Annotated in this window: 16 protein-coding genes; 10 read left to right on the top strand and 6 right to left on the bottom strand. The window is 43.2% G+C overall.

The features are described from left to right. The 6 genes from BUB30_RS19905 (at window position 1) to BUB30_RS35980 (ending at window position 4,618) form a co-directional block, all read left to right on the top strand. Window positions 1-738 (top strand): (Fe-S)-binding protein, encoded by a 738-nt coding sequence (locus tag BUB30_RS19905; protein WP_073137496.1) that lies wholly within the window; start codon window positions 1-3, stop codon window positions 736-738. A 1-nt stretch (window position 739) separates the two neighbouring features. Continuing rightward, complete coding sequence (locus BUB30_RS19900) at window positions 740-2,128, top strand: lactate utilization protein B (RefSeq protein WP_073137494.1); 1,389 nt, start codon at window positions 740-742, stop codon at window positions 2,126-2,128. Continuing rightward, window positions 2,115-2,717, top strand: coding sequence for a LutC/YkgG family protein (locus tag BUB30_RS19895; RefSeq protein WP_073137492.1), 603 nt, complete (start codon window positions 2,115-2,117; stop codon window positions 2,715-2,717). Before BUB30_RS19900 ends, BUB30_RS19895 begins: the two co-directional genes overlap by 14 nt. A gap of 144 nt (window positions 2,718-2,861) precedes the next feature. Continuing rightward, entirely contained in the window at window positions 2,862-3,437 is a 576-nt protein-coding gene (locus tag BUB30_RS19890; protein WP_073137489.1) for a YceI family protein, read from the top strand. A gap of 359 nt (window positions 3,438-3,796) precedes the next feature. Further along, a complete protein-coding gene (locus BUB30_RS19885) occupies window positions 3,797-4,315 on the top strand; it encodes a nuclear transport factor 2 family protein (protein WP_073137487.1) in 519 nt (172 codons plus the stop codon). An 84-nt stretch (window positions 4,316-4,399) separates the two neighbouring features. After that, entirely contained in the window at window positions 4,400-4,618 is a 219-nt protein-coding gene (locus BUB30_RS35980; protein WP_394334003.1) for an NAD(P)H-binding protein, read from the top strand. Window positions 4,619-4,653: 35 nt separating this feature from the next. On the opposite strand, the gene BUB30_RS19880 is transcribed toward BUB30_RS35980, so the two are convergent. Together BUB30_RS19880 and BUB30_RS19875 are read right to left on the bottom strand one after the other, a co-directional pair. Beyond that, on the bottom strand, window positions 4,654-5,214 hold the full coding sequence (locus BUB30_RS19880) for a DapH/DapD/GlmU-related protein (protein WP_073137485.1): 561 nt from the start codon (window positions 5,212-5,214) through the stop codon (window positions 4,654-4,656). 17 nt (window positions 5,215-5,231) lie between these two features. Next, a complete protein-coding gene (locus tag BUB30_RS19875) occupies window positions 5,232-6,113 on the bottom strand; it encodes a helix-turn-helix domain-containing protein (RefSeq protein WP_073137483.1) in 882 nt (293 codons plus the stop codon). A 458-nt stretch (window positions 6,114-6,571) separates the two neighbouring features. Here BUB30_RS19875 and BUB30_RS19870 point away from each other — a divergent pair, with 458 nt between their 5' ends. After that, on the top strand, window positions 6,572-7,666 hold the full coding sequence (locus tag BUB30_RS19870; protein WP_073137481.1) for an alpha/beta hydrolase: 1,095 nt from the start codon (window positions 6,572-6,574) through the stop codon (window positions 7,664-7,666). 34 nt (window positions 7,667-7,700) lie between these two features. On the opposite strand, the gene BUB30_RS19865 is transcribed toward BUB30_RS19870, so the two are convergent. After that, a complete protein-coding gene (locus tag BUB30_RS19865) occupies window positions 7,701-8,417 on the bottom strand; it encodes a dioxygenase family protein (protein ID WP_073137479.1) in 717 nt (238 codons plus the stop codon). Window positions 8,418-8,732: 315 nt separating this feature from the next. Here BUB30_RS19865 and BUB30_RS19860 point away from each other — a divergent pair, with 315 nt between their 5' ends. The 3 genes from BUB30_RS19860 (at window position 8,733) to BUB30_RS19850 (ending at window position 10,712) form a co-directional block, all read left to right on the top strand. Further along, window positions 8,733-9,281 carry a Crp/Fnr family transcriptional regulator gene (locus BUB30_RS19860; protein ID WP_073137477.1) on the top strand — a complete coding sequence of 183 codons (549 nt, stop codon included), beginning with the start codon at window positions 8,733-8,735 and terminating at the stop codon, window positions 9,279-9,281. Between the two features lie 136 nt (window positions 9,282-9,417). Then, complete coding sequence (locus BUB30_RS19855) at window positions 9,418-10,257, top strand: MBL fold metallo-hydrolase (RefSeq protein ID WP_221408756.1); 840 nt, start codon at window positions 9,418-9,420, stop codon at window positions 10,255-10,257. 65 nt (window positions 10,258-10,322) lie between these two features. Then, window positions 10,323-10,712 (top strand): nuclear transport factor 2 family protein, encoded by a 390-nt coding sequence (locus BUB30_RS19850; RefSeq protein ID WP_073137473.1) that lies wholly within the window; start codon window positions 10,323-10,325, stop codon window positions 10,710-10,712. 464 nt (window positions 10,713-11,176) lie between these two features. On the opposite strand, the gene BUB30_RS19845 is transcribed toward BUB30_RS19850, so the two are convergent. The 3 genes from BUB30_RS19845 to BUB30_RS19835 all read right to left on the bottom strand — a co-directional run. Further along, window positions 11,177-11,710 (bottom strand): SRPBCC family protein, encoded by a 534-nt coding sequence (locus BUB30_RS19845; protein ID WP_073137471.1) that lies wholly within the window; start codon window positions 11,708-11,710, stop codon window positions 11,177-11,179. 109 nt (window positions 11,711-11,819) lie between these two features. Next, on the bottom strand, window positions 11,820-12,722 hold the full coding sequence (locus BUB30_RS19840) for an alpha/beta hydrolase fold domain-containing protein (protein WP_178377155.1): 903 nt from the start codon (window positions 12,720-12,722) through the stop codon (window positions 11,820-11,822). An 82-nt stretch (window positions 12,723-12,804) separates the two neighbouring features. After that, the coding region (locus BUB30_RS19835) for an oxidoreductase (RefSeq protein ID WP_449390484.1) at window positions 12,805-13,340 on the bottom strand (536 nt) is incomplete at its 5' end.

Below are 13,340 nucleotides of genomic sequence, written 5' to 3'. Positions count from 1 at the left end.
ATGAAAATAGGTCTATTCATACCCTGCTACGTAAATCAGTTTTATCCAAATGTCGCCATCGCGACGCTCCACTTACTGGAATCGCTTGGCGTCACAGCTGAGTATCCTTTAAACCAAACTTGTTGCGGACAACCGATGGCAAACTCTGGCTATGGATACTTGACAGATCGGTGCAATACGCTATTCTTCAAAAATTTCAACTCCTATGACTACATCGTCTCACCATCGGGAAGTTGTGTTCTGCATATTAAGGAGCACCTACACGTTAACGGCTTTGAAGACGAGTCTCATAATTTAAGCAAAAGAGTATTCGAACTAACGGAATTCCTGGTAGATGTTTTAAAAGCCGATGGCATAAAAAGCAGCTTTCCATTTAAAGTCGGGTTACACCAAAGCTGCCATGGCCAACGTGGATTGAAATTATCGCAAATGAGCGAACTCGTTGCTTCACCATTTTCAAAAACCGAGTTCCTTTTAAAAGAGGTGAAGGGCCTGGAACTCATCAAACTTTCCAGAAAAGATGAGTGCTGCGGATTTGGCGGAACGTTTTGCGTGACCGAAGAGGCCGTCTCCGTAAAGATGGGAAAAGACAGAGTACAAGATCACATCGGCCACGGCGCCCAATACATCACTGGAAATGACGTCTCTTGCCTGATGCACCTGGAAGGAATCCTCAAACGAAATAAGAGTCGCGTCAAAATTATTCACATCGCTGAAATACTGACCTCGGAAAAGTGAGATGAGAAAGACAGAGACACCTTTATCACATGCATCGCTGGCGGAAAGTTTCAATAAAGACGAACAGCGTGTCAACTGGCACGACCAAACCCTTTGGTTTATAAGGGAGAAACGGGACAAAGCCGCATGGCAAATTCCTGAATGGGAACAATTGAGGGAGGTGGCATCAACGATCAAGTCAAATGTTCTCGCCAATCTACATGAATATCTCACTGCCTTTGAAAAAGCTGCCATCAACAATGGCGCAGTAGTCCACTGGGCAGAGAATGCGGAAGAACACAACAAAATTGTCCTATCCATTATTCAAAAACACAAAGCCAGCAACATTGTCAAGAGCAAGTCCATGCTCACAGAAGAATGTCACCTAAATGCGTTCTTGGCAAAAAACGGCGTGGATGTAGTCGATACCGATCTTGGCGAAAGAATCGTGCAACTTGCCAACGAGCCGCCCAGCCATATTGTTCTGCCCTGCATTCATTGGAAAAAAGAAGAGATCGGTGAACTATTTCACCAGCACTTGGGCACACCTAAGGGAAACGCCGATCCTCAGTTTTTGACGGGCGCTGCCAGAAAACACCTTCGCACCAAATTCCTTTCCAGTAGCGTCGCCATCACCGGCGTGAACTTTGCCGTCTCAGAAACCGGAGAAGTAGTAGTGTGCACAAATGAAGGCAACGCAGACCTTGGTGTTCAACTAGCCGACGTCCATATTGCCTGTATGGGGATTGAGAAAATCATTCCTAAAAGAAGAGATCTAGGGGTATTCCTCAGACTGCTGACTAGAAGCGCAACAGGCCAGCCCATCACAACCTATTCAAGCCATTTCAAAACTCCCAGGAAAGGACAAGAAATGCATATCGTCCTGGTCGACAATGGTCGTAGTCAAAGGCTGGCCAGCGACGATTTTCGAAATGCTTTGAAGTGTATTCGATGCGGAGCATGCTTCAACACATGTCCCGTTTATAGGAGGAGCGGTGGCCACAGTTACCATACCGCCGTCGCAGGGCCTATCGGCTCAATCTTGTCTCCTGGCTGGGACATAAAAAAGTATTCCGACTTACCCTCCGCTTCCACGTTGTGCGGTTCCTGCTCAAATGTTTGCCCGGTGAAAATCGATATCCATGATCAGCTGTACAAATGGCGACAGGAGATCACAAAAAAAGGGAATAGCCCCAAACAAAAGACTATCCTGATGAATATCATGAATTTAATCCTTTCACACCCTGTGCTGTTCAACTTGGCAGGATCATTTGGGCGGAAGGTGATGAAGTGGGCTCCATCAGTTGTCAATAACCGAATCAACCCCTGGTACAAGCAAAGAGAGATGCCCGAACCTCCGCCCCAATCATTTACCGAGTGGTACAAAAAGAACAACAATGGAAAGCCGTAAAAACATACTAGATCGAATTAAACAAAATCAACCGCACCAGAATTTCGTTCAGGCAAACTATTTCATCCATCCAATTCTCATCAGCAACCTGGTCGAGAAATTCAAAGCAACGTTAACGGCCATCGGCGCGTCTGTTTTCGAAATTGCTACATTAGAAGAATTGAATCACTTCACAATCAATTCCTTTCCCAACTGTGATGACGTCCTGACCTATATCCCCGGACATGTTGAATTAGAACGTAAAAGCAATGGTCACGCCTATCAAAATATTAAGGTTGCCATATTGAAAGGTGATTTGGCTGTAGCCGAGAACGGCGCCATCTGGATAACCGATAAAAATATGCTCGATCGTGCCCTTCCCTTCATTTGCGAAAACCTGGTTCTGGTCGTCGATCAAAATGATATTGTTCAAACCCTTCATGACGCGTATTCGACAATCGAAATTGCCGAATATAAATACGGGACATTTATTGCCGGGCCTTCAAAAACCGCTGACATAGAACAGTCTCTTGTCCTTGGCGCTCATGGTCCAAAAACTTTAACGGTCTTGATCCAAAAAAGTGATTTGATCAGGACAGATCATGACTGATCTGTCGACTCCATTCACCAATTTGCATTTCTCTATGAAGCTTTTCAATCACTCGCCAAAATTTGTTAACGAAAAGTTAAACTACCTCGCGTGCATTGATCATAAAAGCTCTTTGCGTTATCCTTACATATTAACAAAATCAATATGAAAAAACGAATCTTACTATTTGCCCTGACATGTTCCGCAGCCGCGGCATTTTCCCAAACCACATGGACAATCGACAACGCGCACTCCAAAATCGGTTTTATCATAACACACATGGCCATTTCGGAGGTAGAAGGAAAATTCAACGATTTCAATGGAACGTTGATTTCCAAGAACGACTCTTTTGACGGCGCTGAAGTTACCTTTTCCGCCAAGACGGGCACTGTCGACACCGACAACGAAAGAAGGGACGGGCATTTGAAGTCACCTGACTTTTTCGATGCCGAAAAATACCCTGAGATCACCTTCAAAGGCAACCTGGTCAAGAGCGGCACGGGCTATAAACTCAAGGGAAATTTAATTATGCACGGTGTTACCAAACCGGTTGAACTCGATGTAACAGGAGGCAACACTGTCAACACCGGACGCGGAATAAAGTCCGGTTTCAAGATCAATGGAACAATAAATCGAAAAGACTTTGGTTTGACCTGGAGCAATGCCACGCCTACAGGCGAACTGGTTGTAAGCGACCAAGTGGTATTGAATTTAAAAATCGAGTTGGATAAGAAGGCTTAGTCGCGAAAGGTCATAGTTTGGGTCCTCTCGGCAGGCTAACACCTTCCTCCATTCGATTAAACAGGCAAACCGTGAAAACAGGGCTTCGTCCCTGTTTTTTTGATTGCTCTAGGCAGTGGCCCCCAACAGCCTTGCCCCTATTTCCAGCCTGTCAGTCTTAGAAAGTCGTCGTCATTTAAAAGGCTGAGGTGAAAGTAGCGTACCAAGGTATAAGCATGCTGGCCATGGATTTGGGACAAGAGAAGAACCGATGCAGCGGGATGAATCAGGCAATGAATTTTTGGAACTATCGATGGCCAAATAATGTCTTCCTTTTTCTACAGGTCTCCTAAATACTACTAAATAACAAACAATAGCTTATGAAAAATAAACTCCTTTTCTTGTCTACTGCATTTGTCCTTTCGCTAATCTTGCCAATCTCTTGCGGAAAGAATAAATTAGATGTTCGTGCGCAAGTCACGATTGATTCTCTCAAAAGAGAAATGACCGTGCTTTCTGATTCGCGTAACCAACTGGAAGCAAATAAAAAGCTAGTAGCTGATTTCTATCAGAAGTTGTTCGGAGATAAGGACACAGCGGCTATTGATGCGTACCTTGGCGATACTTACATTCAACATAATCCAATGCTTCCCGATGGCAAGGATGCATTGAAGCAGGGAGCCGCTCAATGGTTTAAGAATGCGCCCAAAGAAAAGATTGATATTCAACATTTATCAGCCGATGGAGACCTTGTTTACATTCACACCAAATCTACACAGGGAGGTAAGACCGCATCCATCATTGACATTTTCCGCGTGAAAGACAATAAAATTGTTGAGCACTGGGATGTTATTCAGACCGTACCGGAAAAGTCTGCAAATGCTCATCCCATGTTTTAATTCAAAAACAAGTATTAAAACTCAACCTTCTATTCAAAAAGCAAACGTATGGCGCTTATCAAATGCGGTTCTCGATGATGGGTCATTTATATCAGAATCCAAAAAAGAAACCATAATGAAACATTAATACTTGGAGCCGCCGGTCAGATCGGAAAAACCCTCACGGACTACTTGCTCAAGCAAACTAACCATGAGCTGGTACTTTATGCACGCAATGCAAATCGGAGACTTAAGGTAACAGATCCGAAAAGAGAAAAGTTGTGGAGGGCGACTTTCTTGATGCTGACAAGCTCGCCGAGGTAATGAAAGGAATTGATTTCATCTATTTGAAAGAATTCTTATTCAATAGTCCTTATAAATTTGGCTGGTATGCCTCCGACGATGCTATTATCGGCGACATCCTTATTCACCACCGCACCAGCCGCAACAATGGAATTTTCACCAACGGTTACACCAGGCAAAATTGTAGCGCCCGCTCCAATCCAGGCATTGCGCCTGATCACTATAGACTTCAGATCAAGATATTTTCGTTTGGCAGGATCTACCGGGTGATTTTCTGTTATCAGATTAACTTTCGGTCCGATCTGCACATCATCTTCTATCGTAATTCCTCCAAGATCAAGAAAAGTACACGCATGATTGATAAACACGTTTTTGCCAAGCTTGATGTGCTTTCCAAAGTTTGTATAGAACGGTACGAAGACTGTTGTACTCATATCGATGTTGCTTTCGATAATTTCGCTCAACCGTTCACGCATTTGCTGAATGGTAGTCGAATTGTTGAGTGCAGGTGACAACCTCTGGGTACGGAAAACAACGTCCCAGGCATCCCCCATCTCATCATTGCGGATTATACCTCCGGCCAGTAGCTTTTGAAAAATGTCAATCTTCCGAGACATAGTATTAGGGATTCTATTTAAACTTCAGCAGGTCTGAGCGACATTGGATTCGTTCCGGTGATGCGCTTGAAGAAATTATTGAAATAGGTAGGGTAGTCAAATCCCAGGGCGTAAGCAATGTCAGCCACATTCCAGTCCGTATGAAGAAGCAATGCCTTCGCTTCGCTGGCAATACGCTCACTAATGTGCGTGGTAGTCGACTTACCTGTTGTTTCCTTAACTGCCCTATTGAGATAGTTGACATGCAAATTCAGGTTACTGGCATAGTCCTGAGCCGTGCGCAGTTGGAGGGGGCGATCTTTACCTTCTATAGGAAATTGTCTTTCAAGCAATTCAAGGAACACATTTGTTATCCGATGCGCGGCATTTTTAACTTGGTCAAAGTCCTCCGCGGGCTGAAGCTTTAGCGCTTCGTGGATAACAAGGTTAATATAGTTTCGGATGAGATCATCTTTGAAAGCATAGTTCGTGCTTTGCTCGGTGATCATGTTTCGAAAAATGCCGTTCAGAAATTCTCGCTTCTCTTCAGAGATGTGAAAGATTGGGGTTCCGCCAACCTTAAACAGGGGTGAATGCAGGAGGCTCTCCGTTCGATCTGACGGTTTGTAAAAGTCCTCGGAAAACAAACAGGCATAACCCACATAACTTCTTGAAATTGTTTCCCATGAGTAGGGAACGTTGGGATTAGCGAAAAACAAGATTGTGCCCTTCATGACATAACTACGGTCAGCGTAGTGAATGATACTCTCGCCCGTTGTCAGACATATTTTATAGAAATCCTTTCTGCTATAATTTCGAACACCATTCGCATCGTCCTCGATCTGAAAAGCATTAAAGCCTTTGAGTTTAAGCTCGTTGTTGAATGATGAAATTGACCGCTCATTATCTTTCTTCTCCATTTGAATCCATTTACTATTTGTTGACTTTCTGTTTTGATCCCCTCATCCTCTGAAGACCTGGATAGGACTCCGACCTGCTGATCCATTCAACGGCCAGTTGTATAACTTTCAAAATCTTTTTCACTCGACATTGTTTAGTATACAAATGTATCTACGCAACACGATTAGGGATTAAGAATTTCAAACCTTTTCTTAAGATTATCAAACCTACAGGATGTAGGCGTCCGCCATTTTGAGGTCCCACGACGGCACAGTTGAAGATACAAAAATTACAACGTAGTCTACCGCTTTCCGGTCAAAATACGCAAGAATGGCCATTTCTAACTTCAAAAATTTCCTACTAACCGGAGGGCGCGAGGACTCACAGGTTTGAAATTCTTAACGATCCGTTTGATTTTCTTTACCCTTGCCCACCTTAAGTTTGTCAATTTTGCATAAGTAAATCAAATCAAAAAAGCATGAAAGCGATAGCAACATTAGCCGTTCTGTCCTTACTTATTGGCCACGCCTATTCACAAAATCGAAATAAGCCGTCAAATCAGAAAAAAACTATGGATCAAAAGGAACATTATACATTTCAGCCACGCGACAAGGTTACACGCCAAAAAGTAACTTTTAAAAACCGCTATGGTATTTCCCTGGTCGGTGATTTATACCTTCCTAAGAATCAGGAGGGCAAGTCCCTGGCAGCAATTGCAATCAGTGGCCCGTTTGGCGCAGTCAAGGAACAATCTTCCGGGCTTTATGCTCAAAACATGGCCGAACGAGGCTTTGCCGCACTCGCGTTCGATCCATCGTACACAGGAGAAAGTGGCGGCGAACCTCGTAATGTGGCATCACCTGATATCAACACAGAGGATTTTAGCGCAGCAGTAGATTTTCTCGGACTACAAAACAATATTGACAGAGAACGAATCGGTATCATCGGCATCTGCGGATTTGCAGGCATGGCATTAAATGCTACCGCCATCGATAAACGGGTCAAAGCTGTAGCGACTACCAGTATGTACAATATGAGCCGGGTGATGGCAAACGGATATTTCGATGCACTCACTCCCGAACAACGCGCACAAACGCTGGAAAAGCTTGGGCAACAACGGTGGAAAGATGCAGCGCAAGGAGCCTACGCTCCAAGCTCAAACAATTTGCCGGAACAACTAAAAGGAAATGAGCCACAATTTGTAGTGGATTATTTCAACTATTACAAAACCGAGCGAGGTTTTCATCCCCGTTCGATCAACTCAAATGGTGCCTGGACGGCTACGAATCCTTTATCCTTCATGAATATGCCACTGTTGACCTACATACATGAAATTTCTCCACGCCCGGTTTTAATTATTGCTGGTGAAAATGCACACTCACGCTATTTCAGCGAGGACGCATATAAAGCTGCCGCCGAGCCTAAGGAGTTGGTAATTATACCGAATGCCGTTCACGTCGATTTGTATGATAGACTTAACATCATTCCGTTCGATAAGCTTGAAACGTTTTTCAAAGACAATCTGAAATCCGAGTCGCCAACGAAGGGGACCACTGGGCAAACAGGAAAATAAATTGCCATAACAAGGGCAAGTCGCAATTGAATATTTATCCCACTGTAATTGTTTTGAACAGTGTATACCCATCGACAATATTCCCAGTAACACTATCTGCCATATTTCTGCTCAAACTATCTGAAAAAATGCTGTCTTGTGCGTTTGACCTGTCCGGGGCACCATTATAGCCATTGGTTGCATAAACCGCCGAATATACAGAAACAGGAAAAGCAATTTGTGTTACCAAAAGTGAGATACCGCTTGTCGTGAGAACTTCGACATGAATATGGGGAGCCCTCCCCGGATACCAGCCTGGAAAGATACTGATGAATGATACCTGTCCGTTAGCGTCTGTAGTTTGTCTTCCCCGAAGAAAGTTCTGGTTGCTATAATTGGTAGTTTGTAATTGATTGCCACCGTACTGAGAATAATTACCGTCCTTATCACATTGCCAAATGTCTACTAATACCCCTGCAAGTGGCGTGCAATCGCTACTCTGGTCTTGTATAGTTAGGGTCGTTAAAAGGGGGATGCCTGTTCTGTCGCCAAAAATACTAGCCCGAACATACTGTGCAGGGGTACGGATAGGAAAAGGTCCCACAGTTTCTGTCGGCGAAATCACGCAATCACTTGAGTTATTGCCACCACCATTTGCAGGGGCAGCCGTATCGACTTTATCGTCCTCTGAACAAGAGGTGATTGCGGTGGGTAAAGCTGCAATTGCCCCTAAGCCTAAGAAACCATTTGTTAGAAATATTTTTCTGTCCATAATTACTTTTTCCTAGTCTATATGTAAAACCATAAACTGTAAGGGCTTTCGAAACTTCATAAGATTACCAATACTTAAAACATCGGATGCGAATTTCTCAGAAGTCTCAAGAGCAGCTCGAATAACGTCCCAATATCCCCCTATCTGGTTTCTTTTAAACAAATACAAACAAGCAGCTAACCCAAGCCAAAAACATTGAACTAGTTCAATAAATGAGCTTATAATCCGATTTAGAAACAATTCCTGTTTTATCTCACATTAGTCGATTTCCATTTTTGTTACCTTTACCCAACGCGCTTACTATCAATTGCCAACATGACAACCCTTCTTCACCAAAACATAGCAAAACATGTTGCCCTCTCGGATAGGGAGACCGAACAGTTTTGCAATTTCTTTAAGCCTCAATCCATTAGAAAAAAGCAGTTCATACTTCAGGAAGGTGACACCTGCACGTTTGAAGCGTTTGTCACGAAAGGCCTATTTCGAGTCTACCACCTTGACCAAAATGGATTCGAGCAAGTACTTTACTTTGCCATGGAAGATTGGTGGATTACCGACATCGACAGTTTTACCAATCAAAGGCCTGTGTATGTGCTGATCTCGAAACAAGACAAAGATCTTGCCTTCGAAAATATTCCTGCCATAGAAAAACTATTCAGGATTATGACCCAAAAAACACATGTAGCCCTGCAAAGGCGAATGATTGACTACTTGGGCAAAACTGCAGATCAACGTTACATCGATTTTTCCGAGAAATATTCCTTGTTGGCTCAACGGCTTTCCAATATCCAGATTGCAGCTTATTTAGGCATCAGCCACGAATTTTTGAGTAAAATCAGAAAGAAGCTTTCCTTAAAAAAGTAATTCCACCTTTCATTTATTGAACTTGTTCAATGTTCCTGGGGATTGGATGATGCCACCTTTGCGTCGTCATCATCTAACCAAGACAAAAATGAAGCTAATTTTCGCCTTTTTGTTATCAATCCTAATTTCATCGAACATGGAAACACAAGCTCAAAATTTCAAAAGAATCGAAACCGAAACATTAACACTAGACGTATTCAATGCCTCGGAAAACAGTTTTGGCGTTGCGTCAGTAATCATTTCTGGCAAAACGGACGCTGTACTCATTGATGCCCAATTCACTTTGGCGGATGCAGAGACAGTGGCTCAAAGAATTAAGAACTCTGGCAAGAAACTTACAACTATCTATGTAAGTCATGGTGATCCTGATTTTTACTTCGGACTGGAGGTATTCAAAAGATATTTTCCGGAAGTAACCGCCTATGCGTCCCCTGCAACAATAGAACACATTAAAGCCACTGCCCAAAAGAAACTAGATGTATGGGGCGGCCGGCTGGGTAAAGCTATAACCTCCAACGTCATTTTGCCCCAGGTACTGCCAGGAAACAGCATTCAATTGGAAGGTCAGAAACTAGAGGTGGCTGGTTTGGAAGAGTTTCCGACAAGAACCTTCGTGTGGATTCCCTCAATAAAAGCTGTAATAGGTGGCATTAATGTTTTTGGCAACACCTTCCACTTATGGATGGCGGACGCACAAAGTACAGAAGCACGCAATAAGTGGATTTCAGTATTGGACAAAATTGAATCATTGCATCCCGCTATCGTAATTCCTGCCCATGCCAAATCCGAATCGGATTTTGATCTAACGGCAGTAAAACACACAAAGAGTTATCTCCAAGTTTATGAAGAGGCTTTGAAAACGAATAAAACTTCGGAATCCCTAATGGCCGCGCTGAAAGCGAAATATCCTACGCTAACTTTTGAAATCGCCTTGCAGATAGGCGCGAAAGTAAACACCGGGGAAATGAAATGGTAAAACAATTGATTCTCAGCTTGGCAGTGACTGTTACACTGTCAAGCTGTTCTTCAAACAATACGACTATGACAAATCTTGAAATCATAAAAAGCACCTACGAAGGAAAAAATTCGGAAGAAAACGGCAGAAACCTGGCGAACCATGTTTCAAAAAATATTTCCTGGACAGAAGCTAAAGGTTTTCCTTATGCTGGTACATACATCGGACTGGACGAAATAACCAAGAACGTATTCAGTCGATTAGGCAACGAGTGGATTGACTATAAATTTACTCCGGAAGATTATGTAGCTAACGGAGACAAGGTGGTCGCGTATGGAACCTATTCCGGCATCTATAAACAAACTGGTAAATCAATTCAGGCGAGGGTAGCGCACATTTGGAAATTAAAGGATGGCAAAATAATCAGCTTCGAGCAATTCGTGGATAGTCAAATGGTTAATATTGCCTTGAAATAGAAATTCTTCAGCCACCATCTGTGGGAAGTTTGAGCGCGACATTGGGTTAAACGCTAAGAAGCGCAAAAATCGCATTATAAGTTTTGAACGCATATCCCAAAGCTTTGTGGGCATTTCAGCCTTTGAGCACCCATTAGTCACGGATCTATTTAACATAAGACTAGTTATACACTTTCATCCCCTGGTCTTTTCAGATTTGCCTGAAGTGAATCTATATTTTTAAATGACGAAATGTATTTGGCAAACGTCTTTACCGAGTGCTTCAGGCATTCTCTCCAGATAACCTGATACCATTTATGGATTTCATCCATCAGGGGGGGGTGCCTCGGGAAATGCGCCCTTCATAAAACACCAAAGAAAAAGTCGGTTTTCGCCAGTAGATTCATCTTGAAAATAGATTGAGGATAAAGCTCATCTGCCGCCCCCTAGCTTATCGATAATGGGAATTTGAAATACCAGTTCTTTTAGTGGCGTTTTTTTATGATTGTGCTACCTCCCTCCATATCTTGTTTCGCTATGGTGAGCGCCTGAACTAGCATACTATGGAGGGCTTTGAGTAGCACGTATTTGATGAAGATACGTGAAAAAAATCCCTTGGGAATTGTACGGTAAATCCACGTAATTTTTGTAGTGCCATTTTTAAGATCGGTGAATTCCCATTCTCCTTCAAGCCGTATCATCAGTGCTCCGAGCATCTTAGAAGTGAACTGTTCATTCTTGTAAGAAAAAGAAACCGGCTCATTGTACGTCAATAATGTTTCTTTTGAAGTAGTGCCATCTTTAAAATAAACCGTTCTGCTCAGCCCCGCCTTATTCCAACCTTCATTTACTGAAGTATCAACAATGGCCGGAATGAGTGCTGTACCCGGGAAAATATGTGGCAGGTAAATAGGGGCAATGTAATCGAATGCCTCACCCGCCGGGGCGTTGATAGTCATGACTACGACGGTCTGAGGGTATTTATTACTTGCCGGTGTCGTTAATTGTGGCGTTTTCATTTCTTTGCTTTAAACTGGTTATGCGGACACAAATTTTTGATATACATCAGGTGACAACATGAATACCCAATTGGGTATTCATGTTTCTCTACCGATGGGTGGATGAATGTTACTTTGATGTGATGAATCCTTTGATATCATCCATTGCCTCGACAGATGCCTTTGAATTGATATCTGAGACGAGCCAGACATGCTTTTGCCCTGGAAACTCTTTCAGCCTGGCTTGCTTCTGAACCGGTTTAATATAGTTATAGAAGTTCTTTGAGTCATCATTCAACACCTCGTCTGTACCTACCAGCAACAACACGGGTGGGAACGTCCTGAATTTCAGTTCGCTTGGATCCGCTGCCTTGTTATGGGTTGGGTTATAGAGCAGGGCATGATCATGAAGCATCTTTTTGCTTAAGATCGGGTCAACCGATTGCCTGGTTATATAGGAGTTATTTTGAGTCTTCAGGTCCACCCATGGCGAAATCAAGGCTAAAGCATTAGGTGCGGGTAGCTTCGATTCTATACTATTATAAACCAACTGAATTGCCAAACCACCGCCTGCACTGTCACCAATGACTGAGATTTTATAACCAGGGTATTTGTTTCTTAACTCACGATAGACCTTCAGGCTCTCGTTGGTGGCAGCGGGATATGGATTTTCAGGTGCCCGGGAATACTCTATATATACAATGGGCAGGTTAATACTTTTTGACAAATGACTGATCATTGCACGGTATGAATTGATACTGCCCAAAGCATAAACACCACCGTGTAAATAGATAATGATGTGCTTCTGGCCAGTAAGACCTTCATTGAACCAATAACTCTTTACGCCGGCAATGGTCGCTTCGGTAACCGTTACGGAATGCTCAGCAGGATAAATTTTACCAAGTGTTTCATAGAATGCGCGTTCCCCACCGATCTTTTGAAGCGTGCTGTCTGCAATACTTTGTGCGGTTAAACCGGTGTAGGAGAGTTGAACTAATATCCCCATCAGAAAGATTTTTAATGTCTGTTTCATCATTGTTCTGTTTTAAATTTCAAATATTTTATTCGATTGAATTATTGCTTACTGTATTTTACGGGCGTGGTACGGTGCTACTTTAAGCATTCAGGAAGGGATAGTCGATATATCCTTGTGCTCCGCCGCCGAACATGGTTGCCCGGTCGGGTTGGTTGAGCGATGCATTGTTTTCGAATCGCTGGGGAAGATCAGGGTTGGCTAAGAACAATGTTCCAAAGGAAATGACCTTAGCGATTCCTTTCTTAAGTTCAGCGTCAGCAGAAACTTTGTCGTAACCCGAATTGGCAATTAGCGCATGCTTTACCTGCTTGCCGAAAAATTCGATTTCATCGTCTGTGGGATAGTGTGGCACCGGGAACATGGGGCTACGCTTCATCAGCTCGACATAGGCAAAATCTAGGTTGTTAAGTTCTCCAATTAAGTAAGTGAAGGTATCAGCCGGGTTGTCAAACAAAATATCGCCATAAGGATGGAAGGGCGAAAGTTTTATACCCACTTTATCTCCCCCTACGGCATTGGTTGGAGATTCCGAGTAACGTGACCACCAATTTCCGGATGAAAGTGACCACCTGATTTCGGGGCAAAGTGACCACCGTTTTCCGGGGCAAATTGACC

Source organism: Chryseolinea serpens (assembly GCF_900129725.1).
GTDB classification, from domain to species: domain Bacteria; phylum Bacteroidota; class Bacteroidia; order Cytophagales; family Cyclobacteriaceae; genus Chryseolinea; species Chryseolinea serpens.
Note: the sequence above shows the minus strand (reverse complement) of the source record. Positions and strands in the feature narration are given on the sequence as shown.